The organism is Anaerotruncus sp. AF02-27 (assembly GCF_003465835.1).
Taxonomy (GTDB): Bacteria; Bacillota; Clostridia; order Oscillospirales; family Ruminococcaceae; genus Anaerotruncus; species Anaerotruncus rubiinfantis.
The window spans coordinates 1-21,548 of sequence record NZ_QSBX01000007.1 but is presented as its reverse complement, the minus strand read 5'-3'; the positions used below and the strand labels follow the sequence as shown (position 1 = coordinate 21,548).

Annotated in this window: 19 protein-coding genes; 16 read left to right on the top strand and 3 right to left on the bottom strand. The window is 57.1% G+C overall.

Annotated features, from left to right (window positions below; translation table 11 throughout):
• The first annotated feature begins 186 nt into the window (after positions 1-186).
• The 3 genes from DWV16_RS07475 to DWV16_RS07465 all read left to right on the top strand — a co-directional run bounded on the left by DWV16_RS07475 (position 187) and on the right by DWV16_RS07465 (position 3,364).
• Entirely contained in the window at positions 187-2,097 is a 1,911-nt protein-coding gene (locus DWV16_RS07475; RefSeq protein WP_066456023.1) for a HAMP domain-containing histidine kinase, read from the top strand.
• Positions 2,027-2,593, top strand: a complete 567-nt coding sequence (locus DWV16_RS07470; protein ID WP_066456025.1) for a response regulator — start codon at positions 2,027-2,029, stop codon at positions 2,591-2,593. Before DWV16_RS07475 ends, DWV16_RS07470 begins: the two co-directional genes overlap by 71 nt.
• A gap of 159 nt (positions 2,594-2,752) precedes the next feature.
• Complete coding sequence (locus DWV16_RS07465) at positions 2,753-3,364, top strand: hypothetical protein (protein WP_066456026.1); 612 nt, start codon at positions 2,753-2,755, stop codon at positions 3,362-3,364.
• A 230-nt stretch (positions 3,365-3,594) separates the two neighbouring features.
• Here DWV16_RS07465 and DWV16_RS07460 read toward each other — a convergent pair whose 3' ends face one another.
• The 3 genes from DWV16_RS07460 to DWV16_RS07450 are packed head-to-tail and all read right to left on the bottom strand — an operon-like array spanning position 3,595 to position 7,461.
• On the bottom strand, positions 3,595-4,962 hold the full coding sequence (locus DWV16_RS07460; protein ID WP_118478531.1) for an ABC transporter permease: 1,368 nt from the start codon (positions 4,960-4,962) through the stop codon (positions 3,595-3,597).
• Positions 4,949-6,760 (bottom strand): COG1361 S-layer family protein, encoded by a 1,812-nt coding sequence (locus tag DWV16_RS07455; RefSeq protein WP_118478529.1) that lies wholly within the window; start codon positions 6,758-6,760, stop codon positions 4,949-4,951. Before DWV16_RS07455 ends, DWV16_RS07460 begins: the two co-directional genes overlap by 14 nt.
• Complete coding sequence (locus DWV16_RS07450) at positions 6,757-7,461, bottom strand: ABC transporter ATP-binding protein (protein ID WP_118478527.1); 705 nt, start codon at positions 7,459-7,461, stop codon at positions 6,757-6,759. The genes DWV16_RS07455 and DWV16_RS07450 overlap by 4 nt, the downstream gene beginning before the upstream one ends.
• Before the next feature lie 183 nt (positions 7,462-7,644).
• Between DWV16_RS07450 and DWV16_RS07445 the strand changes: the two genes are divergently transcribed.
• The 13 genes from DWV16_RS07445 to DWV16_RS07385 all read left to right on the top strand — a co-directional run bounded on the left by DWV16_RS07445 (position 7,645) and on the right by DWV16_RS07385 (position 21,317).
• A complete protein-coding gene (locus DWV16_RS07445; RefSeq protein ID WP_118478635.1) occupies positions 7,645-8,340 on the top strand; it encodes a response regulator transcription factor in 696 nt (231 codons plus the stop codon).
• Positions 8,333-9,646, top strand: a complete 1,314-nt coding sequence (locus tag DWV16_RS07440) for a HAMP domain-containing sensor histidine kinase (RefSeq protein ID WP_158572814.1) — start codon at positions 8,333-8,335, stop codon at positions 9,644-9,646. Before DWV16_RS07445 ends, DWV16_RS07440 begins: the two co-directional genes overlap by 8 nt.
• A gap of 570 nt (positions 9,647-10,216) precedes the next feature.
• Positions 10,217-10,492, top strand: a complete 276-nt coding sequence (locus DWV16_RS07435) for a CD3324 family protein (protein ID WP_066456033.1) — start codon at positions 10,217-10,219, stop codon at positions 10,490-10,492.
• A 143-nt stretch (positions 10,493-10,635) separates the two neighbouring features.
• Entirely contained in the window at positions 10,636-11,925 is a 1,290-nt protein-coding gene (locus DWV16_RS07430; protein WP_243007287.1) for an RNHCP domain-containing protein, read from the top strand.
• Between the two features lie 119 nt (positions 11,926-12,044).
• Entirely contained in the window at positions 12,045-13,649 is a 1,605-nt protein-coding gene (locus DWV16_RS07425; RefSeq protein WP_118478521.1) for a PucR family transcriptional regulator, read from the top strand.
• Between the two features lie 467 nt (positions 13,650-14,116).
• On the top strand, positions 14,117-15,868 hold the full coding sequence (locus tag DWV16_RS07420) for an ABC transporter ATP-binding protein (protein ID WP_118478519.1): 1,752 nt from the start codon (positions 14,117-14,119) through the stop codon (positions 15,866-15,868).
• A complete protein-coding gene (locus DWV16_RS07415) occupies positions 15,868-16,686 on the top strand; it encodes an energy-coupling factor transporter transmembrane protein EcfT (protein WP_066456039.1) in 819 nt (272 codons plus the stop codon). The genes DWV16_RS07420 and DWV16_RS07415 overlap by 1 nt, the downstream gene beginning before the upstream one ends.
• A 41-nt stretch (positions 16,687-16,727) precedes the next feature.
• Complete coding sequence (locus DWV16_RS07410; protein WP_066456041.1) at positions 16,728-16,955, top strand: hypothetical protein; 228 nt, start codon at positions 16,728-16,730, stop codon at positions 16,953-16,955.
• A 92-nt stretch (positions 16,956-17,047) separates the two neighbouring features.
• On the top strand, positions 17,048-17,611 hold the full coding sequence (locus tag DWV16_RS07405; protein ID WP_066456043.1) for a hypothetical protein: 564 nt from the start codon (positions 17,048-17,050) through the stop codon (positions 17,609-17,611).
• Between the two features lie 117 nt (positions 17,612-17,728).
• Complete coding sequence (locus tag DWV16_RS07400; RefSeq protein ID WP_066456046.1) at positions 17,729-18,973, top strand: M20 family metallopeptidase; 1,245 nt, start codon at positions 17,729-17,731, stop codon at positions 18,971-18,973.
• A gap of 11 nt (positions 18,974-18,984) precedes the next feature.
• Positions 18,985-19,647, top strand: a complete 663-nt coding sequence (locus DWV16_RS07395; RefSeq protein WP_118478517.1) for an aspartate/glutamate racemase family protein — start codon at positions 18,985-18,987, stop codon at positions 19,645-19,647.
• A 61-nt stretch (positions 19,648-19,708) separates the two neighbouring features.
• A complete protein-coding gene (locus DWV16_RS07390) occupies positions 19,709-20,644 on the top strand; it encodes a DUF1177 domain-containing protein (protein WP_118478515.1) in 936 nt (311 codons plus the stop codon).
• A 7-nt stretch (positions 20,645-20,651) separates the two neighbouring features.
• Positions 20,652-21,317 (top strand): AroM family protein, encoded by a 666-nt coding sequence (locus DWV16_RS07385; RefSeq protein WP_158572813.1) that lies wholly within the window; start codon positions 20,652-20,654, stop codon positions 21,315-21,317.
• The last annotated feature ends 231 nt before the right edge of the window (positions 21,318-21,548 follow it).

Below are 21,548 nucleotides of genomic sequence, written 5' to 3'. Positions count from 1 at the left end.
GAGGGGTTTATTCGGCTTAAATCTTTTATTCTTCGGAAATCTCCCGATAACTCGGCGTACGTCAATATATCTCCAATTGAAGGGGAGGCGCCCCGGGAGTATACTGACTACAGAAAGGGAAAACGACCAAGAAAGATCCGGACAGGGAAGCCCTTCCACCTTCCCTGTCCGGCACGGTGGAAGAATATGCTGAAAACACTCAAGAGTAAGGTGTCGCTCGTCTATATCAGCCTGGTGGTGATCATCGTCCTGTTGGGAATCTACTCCCTGATGAGCATGTATCAGATCAGCAAGGCGGTCGACAATCTGATTGTCACAAATTACAACAGTATCCAGCGTCTGGACCAGATGAAAGAGGCGCTCAATACGCAGAATGCCATCCTTTTAGACTATTTTTATACACAGGATCAGGCGGTGGCGCGCTCCAAATATCAGGAGCAGATGGAAATTTTTGAAACCAACTGCCAAAAGGAATACAACACAATCATCATCCCGCGTGAGATGGAGATGATCACCAACATCAAAACCACCTACGACGATTTTACCGCCATGCTTCCAGAAATGCTCAAAGCGGGCGGGCAGGAGAAAGAATACCGTTATTACACCGAAAAGGTAGTCCCCAAGATTGCGGAAGTGAAGGCCGCGATGGGCGAGCTGGTCGCTTCCAATGAGACAGCGCTCTTCGCCCGCAAACAGGAAGCAAAAGACGTCGTCCAGCATTCGACCTTCATGCTTTCGCTCATTTTCCTGCTGGCGGTGGCTATCAGCTTCTTCACTTCGCGGATGTATACCGATAAGCTCTTTAAACCGCTTTATGAGATCACCCAAAACCTGCGGGCGGTCCGGCAGGGCAATATGAACCGCAAATCGAACGTCAAGACTGAGGATGAATTAGGGGTGCTGGCCGCAGAATTCAACAACATGACCCAGCGGCTGATGGAATTTGAACAGAGCACCATGGGCGAACTGCTGGGCGAGCGCAACCGGACCTTCGCGATTGTGCGCAGCATCACCGAACCGATGGTCATCCTTGACCGCGAATCGAAAGTAACCCTGACAAACCAGTCGTTTGAGCGGCTGTTTGGCATCCCGATGGAAGACGCGGTTGGCCGCCATTTCCTGGAGGTTGTCTGGCAGAGCCGGCTCAACGAATTTTCCAAAGTGGATTACAGATCCCATACATATTCTGAGCAGGTCGTCCGGTTGGGAAACGGCGAAAATGCCAAATTTTTCAACGTCATGGTGACTCCGCTCGATTATGACGGGAAGGTGGGTCCCGATGCGGCGATCATCGTGCTTTATGATATTACGGCGCTCAAAGCCCTTGACCGCAAACGCAGCGACTTTATCGCCACCATTTCCCACGAGTTCAAAACCCCGCTCACATCGATCGTCATGGGGATCGATCTTCTGGAGAGCGATGCGGTCGGGAAACTGACCGGCGACCAGCAGGAGATCGTCGGGACTCTGCGGGAGGACAGCGAACGGCTCTGCAACCTGGTCAGCGACCTGCTGGAGCTCTCGCGAATCGAATCCTCCAGTACGATTTACCACTATGAACCCTGTAGGATTGAAGAGATCATACAGGAACCTCTTCGGCAATTCGGGCCGCTCGCCAAAAATGGCGGCGTGGCCCTTGCAAGTGAATTGGAGCAGGGACTGCCAGCCATTTCGGCGGATCCCGCGAAAATCACATGGGTTATCAACAACCTGCTTTCCAACGCGGTGAAATACACCAAGGAAGGCGATTCCATCACGGTGCGCGCCTATGCGGACGCGGACCATATCACAGTGGAGGTGGAAGATACCGGCGTCGGCATCCCAAAGGAATACCTGGAGCGCATCTTTGACAAATATGTCCAGGTCACCAGCTATGATCTGGAGATGCGCGGAAGCGGACTCGGCCTTGCGGTCGCACGCAGCATCATTGCCGCACACGGCGGCAGAATCTGGTGCGAAAGCGAAATGGATCACGGCAGCAAATTCATCTTCACGCTGCCGGTTTCACCGAAAGGAGGACGGGACGATGAAAAAGGTACTGGTCGTGGACGACACGAAGAATATCCGGCTGATGCTGACGAAATGCTTAGAGATTGACGGCTATCAGGTGCAGACAGCGGCGAATGGCCGCGAGGGTTATGAAGCGATCTGCACAGGAAAGTTCGATCTGATTTTCCTCGATATCAAGCTGCCCGAGCTCAGTGGAACCGAGGTGCTGCGCAAAATCCGCGCACGCGGTATTGGGACCCCGGTCATCATCATCACGGCTTATCCGACCGTGAAAAACGCAGTGGAATGCACTCAGCTGGGCACAATGGCCTATCTGCAAAAACCGTTTACCGCCGACCGGCTGCGGTCGGTGCTTGAAGGGCTTTCGCTGGACGCACAGCGCAGAAGCGGGCTGCGGGAAGAGGTCGGCCGGTTGCTGAAGGACGGCGACGGGCAGACAGCGCTCGGCAAGCTCAAGGCGGCGCTGGCGCAGTCGCCGGCGGACCCGCAGATCTATCAGCTGCTGGCGGATGCTTATGAACAGCTTGGCGACCCCCAGACGGCGGAAAAATTCCGTCGGGCGGCAGAAGTATTTGATACCTAAGGCGATTTTGCCAATCGCGCTTCTTCCCTAGCGGCAGAAGAGGCGGCAGGCATGAGCATAGGGTGACTTCCCGGATCCGGAACGGGAAAACGCCCGGAAATCTATCCGAAAACCAAACACACAGAGCGATTGCACCAAAATTGAGAAAGGGAGAGCATTATGAATCAGATTTTGAAAGAAAGACTTCGCGAAAACGAGCAGGTTGTCTGGCAGGGAAAACCGGAAGACATCAAGCTTTTTGAAAAACCGTTCCCCGGAAGGATCTTCACCATGTGGGCAGTCAGCGTGCTGCTTCTGGTATTCACCGGCTGGTACAGCTTCAGCTACGGCCCGGCCAAAGAACTCGAGCCAACCCTGCTGCGCAATGTGGGCATCTTCTGCACTGTGCTTGCCGCCTACATCGCGGTTTCCCCGTTCCTGGCCATCCGCAAGATGCATAACAAAGTTGCATACTGCATCACCACCGAACGTTTCATTGCCTATACCCCGAACAGCAAAAGCCCCCGCTTCCAGTTCCGTGAGTTCGACGATTTCACCGAAGTGACCGTTGAGAAGCTCAGCACCGGCAAGTACAACATGTACATTGGACCGATCTCCAAGGGACTGCGTGGGCGCAGCCGCGATGGCGTCATCAACTACAACGACACCATGAAAATGGATCCGCTGGTATTCACCAGCATCTCCGACCCGCAGGGCGCGTGCGCTTGCCTGCCGGATCACATCACCATCCACGGCGATGATGTTAAAATGCTTTCTTCGAATGCCGCATAAATGTTCCAACAGGGAACGAGAGCAAAGCAGCAGGAGCGACCGAAAGGTCGCTCCTGCTGCTTTGCTCCTTTCGCGTCCAAGCGCGCGGCCGCCGGATTTTACAGCATCGGGTTTGGCGCAAACAGATGCCATCCGGACAGGGCGCCACGATCAGGATGCAGATGAACGGGAGAACTGAAAGCGGCCTTGGGATTTTATGGCTGCGGACCGGAGACGGATCACAGCCGCGGTCAATCATGTTTGATTGCCTCCAGCGCCGGGATGCGAACCGCTTTGTTAGCGGGGTAATAGCCGGATCCCAACCCGATGAGAGCGGAAAACAGCAGTGCAAACAGCGCCAGCCAAGGCGGTATCACCGACATGCGCGTCCCCTGTTCGTTCAGGATGGCCATCGCAGCGGACAGGGAAGTTACAGCGGCCCGGTTGGCCAAGAGGTTCATGGCGGCCGAGATGAGCAGGCTCAGGATCACACCGATCACCCCGCCCGAAAACCCGATAAGGCCCGCCTCCAAAAGAAAAACGGAGCGCACATCCCGGACAAAGCATCCCAGCGACTTCATGACGCCGATTTCGCGGGTGCGTTCGGTGATGGACATGATCATCGTGTTGGTGATGCCGAGCGCCGCGACCAATAATGAGATGGCGCCCAGCCCCCCCAGCATCATCTGTTTCTGACGGGCCTCCTTTTCCATCGGTTTGCGGATGCTCTCCATCGAGCTGGTGCGGAAGCCCATCTCCTTGATGGCTTTTTCCACCGGTTCCACATCCTGAATAGAGCGCACCTTTACCAGCACCGTCTGGAAGCCTTTTTTTGTATCCGCTTTCTTTCCGGCGGCCCTGCGGGCCTGATCCAGCAGCTGCTCCAGATCCTGAATGCGCATGACCACGCCCTGAGAAGTCTCAAAGCCCTTTCCGTAATCCTCCTTCATCCGGCCGGAAAAGGTGAGCTTCTGGTTGGATTTCTTCTCATCGCCGGTTTCCAGCTCGAGCGGCGTCTTTTCCGCACTGAAAAAAGGGGTGGGCTTTTGCGGATCTTCCACGGCACCGGATGGATCTTCTGAAAAAAACATACCGCCATAGAGATCCACCGTGTTGCGGCCTTCCGGCCGCTTTGTATCCGCAAAGCCGTATTCAAAATCCTGCCCCACCAGGACGGCGAACGCCTGTTTGCCGAGGTATTCCCCCTCGGTGAGCTGGTAGCCGAGCGCTTCCAGCGCCTCCGGGGCAAGGCCGACCACTTCCAGCCAGGTGCTGATATACCGGCGGTTTTGGCCTGCATAGAGCTGGAGGGTTACATTTTCCGCCGTCAGCTTGGGCGAGGCCACCTCAACCTGAGAAATCTGCTTGATTTTTTGTACCGCGCGGCTGTCAAGCCGCGGGCTGCTTTTCCCTTTCCCGGCAGGGGTTACGGTGATGATGGTAAGATCCCCCATCTCCGAGAGCATTTTTTCCTGGGATTCCTTCATCCCCACACCGATGGAGATCATGATGACAATTGCGCAGCAGCCCACCACCACGCCCAGGATGGTCAGCATGGTACGCGCCCGGTGCCGGAAGAGATTTTTCACGCACATGCGGATGAGGTCACTGCGTTTCATCTTTGCCATCCCTTTCCCCAGCTGTGAGCTGCGTGTCGTCCTCCGGCTCCCATGTGAAGCTTTCCAGCTGCGCTTCCGCCCGTCGTTTTTTCTGATGCGCGCGCCGGATCAGCAGCCCGGCTGAGAGCAAAACGCCGAACCCGCCCAGCGTCCAAAAGATCCAGCCGGCTGGCGGTCCCGCCGGAATATCCTCCGGCTGTTCGGTCATATCCTCCTGCGGCAAAGCCTCCGAAACTTGCAGGGCCAGCGGGAAGGTGAGCTTCTGCACCTTCATGTTGGCGTCCTCATAGCTGACAGTGATCTTCCCGGTTACTTCGCCGGGTTCCTGTGGGGTTATGATAAAATCAATCGTTCCGCTCTTGCCCGCTTCAAAGTTTCCCAAGTTCTGGTGAGCTTCGAGCAGGCTCATGTTTGTGCCTTCCATCTCGGCCTCCACATTATAAACTTGGCCTTTTCCTTTGTTGACATAGGGAAGCGAGACGGTTGCTTCCTCACCCTGGACCACGGCTTCCGGAAGGGACGGCTGAGCCACCTGGAAACGGTCGGGCTGAACGACCGGGATGGCAATTTTTTCGCTGGCCGTGGCAGGGACCCGTTTGGCCCCATCCAGATATTCGTATTTAAATGCGAGGTCGATCTTGGGGGATTCCTGCTTTTCCTGCGGGATGGCTTGGACGTGGACGGTCTGGGAAAGGGTCCCGCCTGCCGCAAGCGCCGGGAAGTAAAAGGTGTTTGAGCCGTCCGAGATCGAAAGGCCGTCACTGGTGTCAAGCGACAGGACAATGTTCTCAACCGGCGTATCCGGGCTGGTGTTGCGAAATTCCAGCGCCAGGTCGAAGGAATCGCCCACCGCCACCTTTTTTCCGTAGTCATAGCGGCTGACAATCAGGTTTGGGGTTGGCATGCCGCTTTTTCCGGTCACGGATTCATCAAATGGGATCGGCAGCCTTTCCGCTGCTGTGGAAGACGCCCGCTCATCGTTTTCCACATAGTCGTATTTGAGCGATACGCCCAGCTGTTGGGATGGGCTTTGGAGTTCCTTATTTGCGCGCAGCCGCACGGTCAGCTCCTCGGTTTTTCGCGGACGCAGGGTACGCAGATACTGGGAGGCCCCGCTTTCCAGCAGCGTGAGCCCCTCCGAGGGTTCAAATGTCGCGATGAGATTCGCCGCGGAAAGCTGGGTGCTGGTGTTCTGTAAGCGGACGGTCAGTTGAAAGGTTTCGCCAGGCTGCACAGGGCGGTCAAATTCCTGTCGGGTGATGAGAATGACCGGTGCGCCGTAGTGGGTGGTCTTTTTGGGCTTGCCGTCCTCGTCCTTGCCGTTATTTTCTTTCTGGGGCTTTTGGTACTCCACGCATTCAAAGATGCGGACGGTCCCGTAATCCGGTTGTGTGGAGCCGCTGTAGCTCAGCTTAAACCGCAGCGTGTCGCCGGTGCCCTTGTAGATGATGTCAGAGAACAGAAGCTTCAGGGCAAGGGGTTCCTGCCCGTTAGAGGTCACCTCGGCGGAAACTTTGCTGTCCTTGCCGATGCGGAAACTTTCCGATGACGCCGAGACTCGGATTTTCCCGGCCTGGTCCGTGGTGAGTTGCGACTGCTTCACGGTTGCTTCCACGGTGATGCGGTCGTCTTTTTTGACCCGCTCCATCGGTTTGCCGGTGGCTGACTTATAAAAGGAATAACCGGTTACGGTCAGATAGTCGCTGTTCGGCCGGCTGTCCGCCGCGCACACGGGAAAGCCCGCGAAGAGGACACAGGCTGCCGCAAGAAACGCGGCGGCGTATCGTTTGAGGTTCATGTGTTTCGTTCTCCTTTCGTGTCGCTGACGATTCTTCCGTCAATCAGGGTGACAATGCGGTCGGCATACCGCGCCATTTCGGGATCGTGGGTGACCAGCACGATTGTCTGCCGGTAACGCTTGGCAAACGCGGTCATCATTCCCATGATCTCGGCCGTGGTTTTGGTGTCCAGATTCCCAGTCGGTTCATCCGCAAAGACGATCTTGGGCTTTGCCACGAAGGCGCGGGCGATTCCCGCCCGCTGCTGCTGCCCGCCGGACATCTGGGCAGGATAATGGTCCAGCCGGTGGGCGAGCCCCACTTTTTTGAGGATGCTCACGGCAGCCTGCTCGCGTATCCGCTGGTCCACGCCGCGGAATACCAGGGGCAGCGCGACGTTTTCAGCGGCGGTCAGGGTGGGCAGCAGGTTATAGGACTGGAAGATAAAACCAATATTTCGTTGGCGAAACGCAGCCAGCAGGTCTTCATCCAGTGCGGAAATCGAGACGCCGCCGATTTTTACGCCGCCGCGGGTGGGTTTTTCCATGCCCGCCAATTGATTCAGCAGGGTACTTTTGCCGGAGCCGGAGGTGCCGAAGATACAGCAGATTTCCCCCCGCAGGATTCGCAGGTCGATGCGGTGCAGCGCCACAACAACCTCGTCCCCCACATGATATTCCTTGCGAAGGCCACGCACCTCGATGGCCACATCATCCGTCATGGGATCGCCTCCTTTGTCATGCCTTTCATCCTACCGTGTGATTCCTAAGAAATGCCTATGGAAAATCTTAAGAATTCTGAAATCCGGGCCCGCCCGCTGGCAAACCGAGGAAAGGCATGCTATGATGAATTTGGAAAATCCGGCGCAGAGCCGGTTCACAAGCGTAAAACAGGAGGTGGCGGTATGGACAGGCAGAAGATCCTGTTCGCGGACGACGATCCGGAAATCCGTGAAGTGGTGCGCATTCTTCTGGAAAGCGAGGGCTTTCTGGTGGAGGAGGCCGCGGACGGAGATGAAGCGGTGGAAAAGATGGATGCGTCGGTCGACCTTGTGATTCTTGACGTGATGATGCCGCAGCGGTCAGGGATCTCTGCCTGTGCGGAGATCCGCAAGAAATTCACCGCGCCCATCCTGTTTCTGACGGCCAAGGGGAAGGACTCGGATAAGACGGTGGGCTTTTCGGCCGGCGGGGATGATTATCTGGTCAAGCCGTTTTCCTATGCGGAATTGACCGCCCGTGTCAAGGCGATGCTGCGGCGCTACTGCGTCTATCGCGGTAAGGAGACGGTATCCGGCGGAAAGGTGATCGAATTGCCCGGCCTTCTGATCCGCACCGACTATAATGAAGTCATCAAGAACGGCACGGAAATCCAGCTTACCGATTTGGAGTATCGCATTCTGCTGCTGCTCGCGGGCAACCGCCGTAAGATCTTTACCGCTCAGAACCTCTATGAAAGCGTCTGGGAAGAGCCTTATTTTTATACCTGCAGCAACACGGTCATGGTGCATATCCGCAATCTGCGCAAAAAGCTGGAGGATGATCCGCAAAATCCCCGTTATATCAAAAACGTCTGGGGAAAGGGGTACCGCATTGAATAAGCCAGTCTGGAAAAGCCGTCTGGGATGGGAACTGTTGGCAGGCGTGCTGATTTCCCTTGCCGTGGCTGTTGGGGCCTTTTTTGGATGCCGCTGGGTTGCTGAACGGGCAATTGAAACCTTTATCCTGTCGGAAACCTTCCAGGAGCGGCAGGAAGAAGCCTGCATCACCCGGTTGCAGTCGTTCGTTTCCAGCGGGGAGATTTCGCTTGGTGACCGGGAGAGCCTTGACAAATGGGCCGGCCGGGAACGCTATGTGAACCTGATTCTCACGCAAAACGGACGGCTTGTTTATGATTCCACCGTTCCCGTGGAGATGGAGTCCGACGCGTACGGCTGGGATGTCGCTTATTATCCATGGTACAATTACCACACAATCTTCTTTGCGGATGGCGCCGCGCAGGCGCAGGTTATCTGCTTTTTTGAGCTGCGGTATTATAACCTGGCTGCGGTCGGTTCGGGGCTTTTGGCATTTTTGGCATTTATCCTGCTGATGGCGGTGCTGATTGGCCGAAAGACAGCCTATATTGGGCTGCTGGCGCGGGAACTCAAAATCCTTGAAGGCGGGGATCTCGGCTACGAGGTGACCGAATGCGGCGGGGATGAACTGCGCGAGCTGGCCTGTGGGATCAATGATATGCGCCGTGCTGTGATCGAGCGGCGGGAGAGTGAGGAAGCCGCCCGACGGGCAAATCACGAGCTGGTTACCGCCATGTCGCACGACCTGCGCACACCGCTCACCGCATTGATTGGGTATCTGGAGATATTGGAGCATGGAAAATATACAGACGAAAAGGAATGCCGCCGGTTCCTTTCCGGCAGCCGTCAGAAGGCCCTCCAGATCAAAGAACTTTCCGATAAGCTGTTCGAATACTTCCTGGTCTATGGAAAAACGCCCGAATCGCTGGAACTTGAGCAGGCGGATGCGGTCGAACTTTTGCAGCAGACGGTCGGGGAGGGGCTGTTTGAATTGGAAAGTCAGGGATTCACCCCGCAGTGGGAGCTGCCAAAAGAAAACTGCACGCTTCTGGTCAATGTCGATCAGTTCCGGCGGGTGATTGACAATCTGCTCTCCAACATCCGGAAATATGCGGACCCATCCCGTCCGGTGAAAATCCGCTGCAGGATACAGGATGGGGGACTGCTGCTCCTTCTGGAGAATGCCGCGCGTAAAACTGCGGGCCGCGCGCAAAGCACCGGACTGGGGCTGCGAACCTGTGAAAAAATTGTCCGGGACCATGGCGGATGGTTTCAAAGTGAGAATGCGGATGGGATTTTCTCCATACGGCTTTATTTTCCCGGCAGATAAGGCAGTCTCCTGGCGCGGTTTTCTGGCGAATCAGACATTGTCCGTTTTCCGCCGGGTATCCGGTTCCATGCCGCTGTGCCTGCGGGACCTTTACGCTGCGGCCCGCCCGGGACGGTTGCCTTCGCGCTTGACAGATCCGGGCCGGGATGCTAAAATGAAAAAAATATTTGAAAGAAGTGTCTTGATGTCTGTCCTGTCTGTTTTCGTGATGTTCAACTGAATATCGTTGAAAAGGCGCCGCCAAAGGGGGATTGCCCCTTTGTTTCTGTTGCCTTTTTTGGAACACGCCTGACAGACTGCTTCAATTTGTAAAATCCGGCTGCGCAGGAAGTTTTTCCTGCGCGTTTTTATTTGGATTTTCTGCCTGTGGGAAGGATTCTGCACGTTTCGGGGTGCGGCGTGTTTTCCACGGGCTTTTTGTATATTGAGAGGAGTATTATTTTCATGAAATCTTATTTTGTTAACTGTAATTCGGTCGTTTGCGCATAGCAAAGGCTATCGCATGTGTCTGAAAACGGAAAATTCGATAGCCTTTGCTCATTCCTGAATCTCAAAATTCGGAGGAGCATTATGCGCTATGTTAAAGCAGCCGACGTGCTGCCAAAAGAGCTGCTCGACAAGATCCAAAGCTATGTCGACGGCGGATATCTCTATGTCCCAAGGAAAGAGGAAAACCGCAAGCCCTGGGGCGAAAGGACAAAAAGCCGGGAACTGACCCGTTCCAGAAACCGGGAAATATACGGATGCTACCGCGCCGGGATGTCGGTCGCGGAGCTTTCAGAGGCCTACTACCTGTCGCCCAAGAGCATCCAGCGGATTCTTGCAAGCCAGAAAACCGGTCAATAACCATGCGCCATGCGGCAGCCGCCGCATGGCGCATTCTTTTTACAGAACTGTTTTCGAGGTTGCCCGCGGCGGGAAACCGGCCTTATAATGGGGATGAAAACAGGCGGGTGAAACCCTTGAAAGATTCCGGGAGGAACCAAACATTGAAAAAGAAGCAAACAACCATTCAACCGATAGAGGCCGTTGCCGCGGCCATCCAACATAAACAGGCGCAGATCCTGCTGGACGGGCGGCAGGTTTCCTGTCAGCTTCCCGGCATACTGGCGGCGGATCGAAACGCGCTGGCCGTGGGCGACCGTGTGGCGCTGGAGCCGGTGGAAGGCGGCCAATATAGGCTGACGCAGGTTCTGGCGCGGCAGGGCGCGGTGTTCCGCGGAGACCGGCGCGCGCAGGGAAAGGAAATCCTGATGGCGGCAAATGTACAGCTGTTGCTGGCTGTGATTCCAGCGGACTGCCTGCTCAAACAGGCCGGATTCCCAGAGGCCGCCGCCATTGCCGCCGGGCGGGCCGGCGTGCGGTTCGGGCTTTATGTCAGCAAGTGGGACTGTATTGGAGAAAGCGCGCAGGCTCTCTTGCAGGAACGGCTGGAGCCTTACCGGGCCGCAGCGGATTTTGTCTGCGCGGGTCCGTTTGCGAATGAACGGAATACTCTGCTGCGGGCGGTGCGCGGCAAAACCGTCCTTCTTGCCGGCGGCCCTGGCAGTGGGAAAACCACCCTTGTCAGGCTGCTTTTGTCCGCCCTGAGCGGACAAGAGCCTCCCTCCGCGGCGCCTGCGGGAACCAGTACAAGCGTTCTGATTCCGGGCTTGGACGGGACGCGGCTTATTGATACGCCCGGCTTTCGGGATTTCGCGCTTACGGGGGTCGCCGGGCGGGAACTGGATACCGTGTTCCCGGAGATTGCCGGTCTGCTTTCGGACTGTGCTTTTGGGAACTGTACGCACACCCATGAGGACGGATGCGCGGTGCGCGCGGCGGTTCGCGAAAAACGTGTTTGCCGAGAACGGTATGAAGCCTGGCGGAAGCTGGGGGGCAATGCGTCCCGTCCGGCGGCGGGGCCGGACTACCGCAAGGCCGCATGTACCGAAAGTTTCCCCTGCAAGGTCTGTGGGGAGCTTATCACCCCGGAGGGCGCGGGAAGCAGGTACCGCAACCATTGCCCGCACTGCCTTTCGAGCATCCACGTTGACGACGAGCCGGGAGACCGCTCGTCGCTGTGCGGCGGAATCATGGACCCTGTGAGCGTTTGGGTGCGAAAGGATGGGGAATGGGCGGTTATTCACCGGTGCCGCCTTTGCGGCGCGCTGCACTCGAACCGGATCGCGGCGGACGATAACCCCGCTCTGCTCATGTCAATCGCGGTGCGGCCGCTGGCCCGCACCCCTTTCCCGCTCAACCGCTTTGGGGAGATCTTCTCCGGGCAGAGGCAGTAAACGCAAAACCGGCGTGCAGGCGGGAATTCGCTTGCATGCCGGTTTCGATTGTGCTATGCTTTTTTTAAAGGCTGGACGGTCGGTTTGCGCCGTCCAATGCAGAGGCGGAGGGATGGAAAATGGCGATTACCGTTCGGGAAGCGCTGCAGTTGGAGCGGATGAGGGAATGCCGGCTGGTAGCGGGCGAAAAGGGGCTGTGCCGGGAGATTGCCTGTGTGGACTCAATGGAGATTCCGGACATCTCCACCTGGCTCAAAAAAAAGGAGCTGCTGCTGACCACCGGGTATGTGCTCCGGCAGGACACCGGCGCGCTGCTCAAACTGATTGAAGCTCTCCACAACGCGCAGTCGGCGGGGATTGCGATCAAAACGCGGTTTTTCGGCGCGCTTCCGGAGGAGGCGCTCGCGCTGGCTGACCGGTATGGACTGCCGCTCATCGAAGTGCCGGACGCGATGCCGTTCGTGGAGCTGATGATGCCGCTGATGCGCGCGATTATGGACGCGCAGAACGTGCGGTTGGAATTTTCAAAGACGATCCACGATCAGTTTACCGAGCTGGAGCTGAGCGGCGGCGGGCTGGACGCGGTGGCGGATATGCTCCACCGGCTGCTTTCAATGCCGGTGGTCATCACCGACCGGGATTTGAAAATATCCGCGGCTGCCCCGGAAGGCGCCGCGCTCCGGGGTGATTTCCATCAGATTCTGCCGGAAATCCTCGCCTGGGCTGAGTGTACGGATTTCAGCGAGGATGTTGTGGAAAAGCCTTTGGGCGAAGGGCGCCTCGTCGCGCGCAAGGCCCGGTTCAAAAATAATGTCTGCAGTTATATTTTTATCTTTTGCCCAAAGAACACTTTCGATGAGATGCATATGGTGGTACTGGATCACGCGGTCACGGTCACCGCGCTGGAATTTTCCAAGCTGGAAGCGCTCAATCAGCGCATGAGCCTGATGGATAACAACTGCTTTATCGACATCATCATGCGCAACGTGAAAAGCGAGGAAGAAGTCCGCTGTCGCGCCCGGTATCTCGGCTGGCCGAACCCGCCGTTTTCCCTGGCGGTCTTTGATATCAACGGATTTGAAAAATTGGCCCAGGACCGGACCGAGCTGGACATCCTGCTTCTCAAACAGCAGGTGGTGGATGAAATCCAGGCTGTGATGAACGTGTCAGGGGCCCCCTGCATGGTGATTTCCAAAAGCGACAGTTTCTCTTGTCTGTGCGCGGGGGCGCAGGCGGTCCAACTGATCGAGGCAGCAAAACTGACCGTGCAACAGGTGCAGATGAAGCTCGGTATCGAAACGACCGCCGGGATTTCGACGCAGGTGTCCTGCTATATGGACCTCTGGGCCGCGTATGAGGAGGCAACCGATGCGATCCGGATCGGCCGCAGAGGCGGGTTGCGGACCGTGTATATCGAGCATGCGCGGCTTGAACAGGCACTGATGCACTGCGCGGATAAGAACTATTTTGAGAAGTTCGTGGGAAACACCGCCCAGAAGCTGGTGGCGTACGATCGGGCGAACGGAACCGAGCTGGTCCGGACACTGGAAGCTTTGGTCCGCAATATGGGGGTGCGAACCCAGACGGCGCAGGAGCTGTTTTTGCATCGCAATACGCTGCTCGCGCGCATCCGGCGGATAGAAGCGGTGACTGGATATGACCTGTCCCGCAGCGAACAGCTGATGGACTTGGGGCTGGCGCTGCGGATGCGTCCGTATTTATAGGGTTTATCAAATGTTCAAGAGGCCGAAGCGGGTGTGCTTGTTGCACACCCGCTTCGGCCTCTTTCTGTTCGTCCTGAACATGGACAGGAATTTTGGAAAATGATATAATAAATCCAAACAATATGGTATCAAGGAAAACGCGGCTGCCCAAATCGGAAGTGAGTTAATGGAAAACTCTTGATTTTAGGCGATTTTCCTGCAATTTGGTTTTGCCCACAGACGTATTTTTGTCCTTTTTGAAAGATGAGAATCCATGGCAAAGACGGTTGCTTTCTAGGAAACGGAAAACCATGCGCGGTATGGTTTTTTTGGAGAAGATTATGCATGCTGCATGATTTTTCGCATGACGGCCTGGGCGTTTTGATACTGGAAGCAGTAATGACGCTGCAGGGAAATTCCCTGGCAGCGCCATTATTTTTTCAGGCGGGATTTTCCGCCTACTCCACAAAGGCGAGGAGATAGAGACTATGGGTAACGAACTGATACGCTTTGACCATGTGTCCTACACCTATCCGGGGGTGGACACGCCGGCGGTGAGGGACGTGTCCCTTTCGATCAATGAAGGGGAAATCGTGCTGATCACCGGCCCGTCCGGGGCGGGGAAAACCACCCTTTGCTCGATGCTCAACCGTATGATCCCCGAATCCTATGGCGGCGAGGTGAAAGGGACGGTGAGCATCAAAGGGGCAGACCTTTCGGAATATTCAGTTGGGCAGATGGCCTTCATTTCCGGCATGCTCTTTCAGGACCCGAGCGGGCAGCTCACCTGCCCCACGGTGGGCGATGAGATCGCTTTCGGCCCGGAAAACCGGGGCCTTCCGGTGGAGGAGATCAACGCCCTGATCGACCGGTATATCGGATACGTCAACATGAGGCACCTGATCGACCGGCCGCCCCAGGCGCTTTCCGGAGGGCAGCAGCAGTCGGTCGCATACGCGGCTGTGCTGGCGATGGAGCCGGAGATTTACATACTGGATGAACCGACTTCAAACCTCGACCCGCTCGGCAGTGACCTGGTGTTCAGCCTGATCAAGAAGGTGGCTGGTGATAAAAACAAGACCGCCATCATCGTGGAGCACAAGCTTGAAAAGATTATCGACATGGTCGACCGGCTGGTCGTCATGGATAAAGGGCGGATCGTCTTTGACGGTAAACCGGAACAGGTGCTGACCCATTACCGGGAATTGATGGAAATCGGAGTGGCGGCTCCGCAGATCATCCAGGTCTTTAACCGGCTCAAAGACGCCGGGAAGGCGGATCTGGCGCTTACGACCAACCTTGCAAAAGCGGTTGCGGAGCTTTCCGGAGCGCTTCCAGGAAAGCTTCCGCAGGAGCGGCTTGACACGGTGGGCGAGGGCTTTCCCGAGCCAGCCCGGTATGAAAAGCCGGTCATTGAGGTGCGCGGCCTGCGCTTCGGCTACAATTCCGAGGTGGAGGTGCTGCACGGCATTGATATGGACATTTATGAAGGGGAGTTTTTGTCGATCGTAGGGCAGAACGGCTCCGGCAAGACCACCATTGTCAAGCATTTCAACGGACTGCTCAAACCGACGGGCGGAAGCGTGAAGGTTTTCGGCACCGAAACGCGCGACACCACGGTGGCGGGGCTGTCCCAGAAGGTGGGTTACTGCTTCCAGAACCCGGACCACCAGATCTTCTCGTCGGTGGTGCGCGATGAGATCTGTTACGGGCCAAAGAACCTCGGCTGGCCGCAGGAAAAGATTGACAAGACGGTGGGCGAGGTCGGGAAAATGCTGCACATTGACGACCTGTTTGACCAGAACCCCTACAACCTGAGCAAGGGCCAGCGTCAGCAGATCGCGGTGGCGGCGATCCTCGCGATGGAGCCGGACGTTCTGATAGTCGACGAGCCGACGACCGGGCAGGACCCGCGCCAGAGCCATGAGATGATGGACATGGTGAAATGGCTCAACAAGGAACTGCACAAGACCATCGTAGTCATCACCCACGATATGAGCATCGCCGCGGAATACTCCGACCGGATCATCGTGATGCATAACGGCACCGTTATTGCGCAGGGATCCCCGCGCGATGTGTTTGCACAGGAAAAGCTGCTCAATTCGTCCAATCTGGAATCCCCGCAGGTGACCCGCCTTTTGCAGCAGGCCGGGATCACAAGCCCGACGGCGATCAATGTGGAGGAAGCGATGCAGCTGCTCTCAGAACTTACATTTGAAACGGCGGGGGTGCATGCGTAATGAATAAAGCGGTGGAAAAGTCCTTTTTATACAGCCTGGACCCGCGGACCAAGATGCTCCTGCTATTGATCCTGATTTTTGTCGGGGTTATGGTGATGGACCCGTTTTTGACCATCGTTATGATGGCGGGCGCCTATGCCATGTACCGGGTTTCCGGCATCAGCCACAAGGAGGTCAAACGGATCACAAAGCCGCTCCTGCTGGCGTTTATCCTCTTTTTCCTTTTAAACTTCCCGTTTGCGACGCCGCTCCCGAATGAACAGGTCTTTTTCTACCTGCTCCCAAATCAGACGATCCCGATCACCATGACCGGCATCCTGACCGGCTTTGGAAACGGGCTGCGGTTCATCCTGTTCATCTGGATCGCGGACCTGATCACAACAGTGACCCCTACCGGAGATATCGTGCTCGCGCTCAACAAGGCGCGCATCCCGCCGGAGGCGTCGATCGCGATCGGGATTGCGTTTTCCTATATCCCGGTGCTGAAAAAAGAAATCAGCACGGTCATCGAGGCGCAGAAATCCCGCGGCGCGAATTTTGAAAGCAAAAACCCCTACAAAAAGGTGAAGGCGTATATCCCGGTCATCGTCCCGGGACTGTTCATTTCCATTATGAAGGGGCGTGAAATCGCCCGCGCGATCGAAGCGCGCGGATTTACCTATGACCCGGTGAACCGCACCTACCGCAATGAAATCCGGTTTAAAGGCCGCGATTTCGCGGTGATCGCGATTATGCTAGCGGCGTTTGCAGTGGTCGCCTATTTCAGTATTGGTAAGGGCTGGTTTGGCACAAGGTTTGTCTACGACCTGTTGGCCTGATTGCCCTTAAAGACATTGAATCTTAAAGTGAGGTGTAAAGCATGGACAAAAAGGCAAAGTTGGGTTTGGTAGGACTTGCGGCATTATTTGTGTTCTTTGTCGCGTTCAGGCAGTTTTACCAGAAAGGCGCGAAACTTCTGGCAGACCTGTTCCCGTGGAACTGGATTGCGCTGGTGGTGATCCTCGTGCTGCTCGGATGGTACGCTTATCGGGTGACCCATAAGAAGGACGGTAAAAAAGAGGAAATTGAGGAGAAACCCGGCGAATAATCCTTTCCAAACGGAAATCCAAGGCCCAATAGTTTAAGCTGTGGCGGGCCGGAAACGGCAGAGCCGGCACAGCGCTGAAAGGATGGTAGTATATGGCAGAGAACAAATTGGATGTAAAGACCAGGAAACCCTTTTTAACCTCGAACCAAATCGGCCTTGCGGCGGCCTTTGGTGGCGCGGCGTTCGCATTCCGCGCGCTGGGGATCGCGGTTCCCCTGGTGCCCCCGCTGGTCATGGATCCGGGCGCGCTGATGCCCTGCCTGGCAGGCATGGCAGGCGGGCCGGTCGTGGGCGCGATTGTAGGCATCGCGCGTGGCATCCCTTCCGGTACGCCGATTGTAGACCTCTGGGCGCAGCCGATCAAGGGTATTTACTGGGCGTTTATCTGGACGCATGTCATTTTGAAAATTGAGGACACCAAGAAACGCTGGATTGTTTTCGGCATCCTGACCTTCCTGCTCCAGTTCTTTGTGGAACAGGTCATGTTCACCTGGGGCAACGCGACGCTGCTCAAGCTGTATCCATTCTATCCGACCTGGCCGTTCACCCTGGCCTGGTACGCGGTCCTCTATTCGATCTTCCAGTTTATCATCTTCGCGGCGCTGATCAAGGCGTTCCCGGGGCTCTTCAACTGGAAAACCAACAAGACAAAATAGCGGGTAATCAATCCCGCGCATCCCTAAATGGAAAACCTGCCTCTGCGGGCCGGAAAGCGTTTCGGCCCGCAGGGCAAAAATTTTAGCTGCCCTTGCGAAAGGAATGGTGCTTGCGGTATGGAGAAAAAACAGTTGCGGGAACTTGTGGAGAGCAAGAAAGATCAACTTCTGGAGCTTTGCCAGCAGCTGATCCGGATTCCGAGCGTGAACCCGCCCGGGGAGATGGAAGCGGTCACCGCATTCATCTGCGACTACCTGAAGGCGCATGGGATCGCTTGTGAAATTCTGCGTCCAACGCCTCAAACGCCCAATATTGTGGCGCGCATGGGACGACCGGGCGGAAGGCGCCTGCTGCTGAACGGACACTCGGATGTGGTGCCGGTGGGCAATCTGGAAAAATGGGACTTTGATCCCTTCTGCGGCGAAATCCGCGACGGCAAAATTCTGGGCCGGGGCACTTCCGACATGAAGTGCGGCCTGGCGGGGCTTTTGTTTGTCATGGGGCTGCTCGCGGAAGAAAAGGCCGACCTTGGCGGCGAACTGCTGCTCACCGTCGTCCCGGATGAGGAGGTCAGCGGCGCGTGGGGAACCAAATGGCTGGTGGAAAGCGGGGCAGTCACCGGGGACGCCTGCCTGATCGCGGAGCCGACCGGTTACTTCAACTGCGAGATTGGGCAGAAAGGAAGCTGCTGGATTCAGCTTTCGGTTTCGGGCACGCCCGCGCATGGGAGCCTTTCCCCCTTTGTCGGGGATAATGCGATTGTGAAGCTGATGCGGATTTTAAACCGCATTGAACAGATCCGGGAGATCGTCCCGCGCTACGACGACGAGGTCGCGCGGGTGATGGAGGAGTCCCGCGCAATGGCCAAGCGGCTGCTCACCGCGCCCGGCGCGCAGCATGTGCTCAACCACTGCTCGGTCAACATCGGAAAGATCAGCGGCGGCACCAAAGTGAACATGGTGCCGGATTCTGCATACGCCGAGGTGGATGTGCGCATCCCGCTCGGTGTCACCAGTGAAATGGTGGAGGAAAAGCTGCTGCTTATCATAAAGGAAGCGGGTGTGGACGGGGTCGAATACAGCTTTGGCTGGAAGAGCGAGCCAAACTGCACCGACCAGAAGGCGGAGATTGTCGAGGCAGTTGCGCAGAACGTGCAGGAGGTTTGGGGAGAACCGCTCAACCGCACCTATCAGTGGGCCAGCAGCGACGCGCGCTTCTTCCGCTACGCGGGCATCCCGACCCTGCAGTACGGCCCCGCCAATCTGGAAGGCGTGCACGCCTATAACGAAACGGTTGACGTGCAGGACGTGATCAACGCGGCGAAGGTGTATATCGGCGCGATCACCGACTACCTCGGCTGAGGGAGGCCTGTATGGAGAAAAAATGGAGAGTTGGGGTCATCCGCGTGGTGACCCAGCATGACCCTGTGTTGATGAAGCTGCACGGGGAGCTGATCGAACGGTACTTTCCCATGCTGGAGACCGAGTCCCGCTGTATCCCGGATCAGCCGATGGGTATCCATGATCCCGAAAGCAAGGCGGTGGCCATCCCCAAGATCCTTGAGACCGCGAAGCTGTTTTCCGGGATCGATGTGCTGGTGGTGAGCTGTGCCGATGACCCGGGCGTCACCGAGCTGCGCGCGGAGATGGATATCCCAGTGGTGGGCGCGGGCTCTTCGGTGGCGGCAATCGCGCGGCGCTGCGGTGGACGCGCGGGGATTTTGGGGATCACCGACTACGTGCCGGACCCGTATGTGGAGATTTTAGGAGAAGGGCTTTTGAATCTCGGCAGGCCCGTGGGCGTCAGCTCGACCCTTGATCTGATGACGCCAGACGGCGAGGCAAGCGTCTTTGCACATGCTGTGAAATTGCGGGAAGCGGGCGCCGGATCGATCGCGCTGGCCTGTACCGGGCTGAGCACCATCGGTGCGTCAGCCCGGCTGGAACGGCACTGCGGCATCCCTGTGATAGACCCTGTGATGGCGGAAGGGTTGTTTGCCTTTTATGAATGCCGGCGGCGGCATCCGATAAAATGAACATCCGCACGCGGCCCGGTGGATAACCGGCGCCGCCCGCGGGCGGAAAGGGAGGAACCCCATGCTAACCAGGCAAGTGATAGAAGTATTTGACCTGCTGGACCGGGCGGACGCGTCGGGCGAAGGTGCGAAAGCGTATCTGGAAAGGCTGGGCGCACAGCAGGTTGTGGTCAAGCGGATGGCGCATGAAGACCATGCGACCGATTTTGTCCGGGTGTGCATCCCCGGCAGCAATGGGAGGGTGAAGGGCGGCCCCGCGCCAACCATCGGAATTCTGGGCCGGCTCGGCGGACTGGGCGCGCGTCCGGAGATGACCGGCTTTGTTTCGGACGGAGACGGCGCGCTGGCAGCGCTTTCCGTTGCATCGAAACTTCTCGATATGCAGAACAAGGGCGACTTTCTCGAAGGGGATGTCGTCGTCTGCACGCATATCTGTCCGGACGCGCCCACCCAGCCGCATGAGCCGGTCCCGTTTATGGGTTCCCCGGTGGACATGGCGGATATGAACGCCATGGAGGTGGAGGATGGGATGGATGCGATCCTCTCGATCGACACCACCAAGGGCAACCGGATCATCAACCATAATGGATTTGCGATTTCCCCGACCGTGAAGGACGGCTATATCCTGCGGGTGAGCGAGCCGCTGCTCGATGTGATGCAAACGGTCACCGGCAGGCCGCCGCAGGTGTTTGCAATCACCCAGCAGGATATCACCCCCTATGGGAATGGCCTTTATCATCTTAACAGCGTGATGCAGCCCTGCACCGCGACCAGCGCGCCGGTGGTGGGAGTTGCGATTACGACCCAGACGATGGTGCCAGGCTGCGCCACCGGAGCGACCCATTGCGCCGATGTGGAAGCGGCGGCGCGTTTCGCGCTGGAGGTGGCAAAGGCCTTTGGCCGCGGAAAATGCGCGTTCTATGACGAGGCGGAATATGCCCGGATCGTCAGAAAATATGGCCCAATGTCCCATTTCAGGACGCAGGGGGAAGTGTGAGACACCTATGCGGAAATTGATCGGGGTGATTACCATTGGCCAGTCCCCGCGTGACGATGTGGTGCCGGAAATGGAAGCGCTGCTGGACGGTGTGACCTTTTTGCAGACGGGGGTGCTGGATGGCCTGACAAAGGACGAAATCGCGGCGCTCGCTCCGTCGGCTGGAGAGGAGCTGCTGGTTTCCCGCCTGCGGGACGGGGGCTGGGTCCGGATGGGGGAAGGAAAAATTCTCCCCATCGTACAGCACAGGATTGACGCGCTGCAAAAGCAGGGCGTGGAGCTCATTGTGCTGCTCTGTACCGGGAAGTTTCCAGACGTCTTTTGTTCACAGATGCCGCTCATCTTCCCGCAGAGGCTGCTTTACGGCGTGGCGCCGCATCTGGCGGAGCATATCGGGGTGGTGAATCCCGACGCGGGGCAGCTCGCACAGTGCCGGGAAAACTGGGGCGCGGTCGCCAAAAAGGTGACCGCGGTCAGCGCAAACCCGTATGAAGGGGCCGCCGGGTTGGAGGATGCCGCCGCGCGGCTTGTGGAGGCGGGTGCGCAGATCTGTGTGCTCGACTGCATTGGCTACAGCCGGGAGATGAAGGAGCGGCTGCGCGCGTTGACCGGGCTGCCGGTGATTCTGCCGCGCACGCTGCTCGCGCGGGTGCTTGCTGAGATGACAGACTGAAAAAGCCGGGGCGGGGAATTGACCCGTTCCGGCTTTCTCTGGAAAGGAAGGAAAACGTGGATCTATTTGATGCTGCAAAAAAGGTGTTGGAAAATAACATGGGGGTAAAGCCCGGGGAACCGGTGCTGATCGTCACCGACGACGAGAAACTCCCAATTGGGCAGGCGCTCTACCGGGCGGCGTGCGCGCTGGGCGCCGAGGCCGCGCTTGCTGTAACGCCGCCCGCGCCCG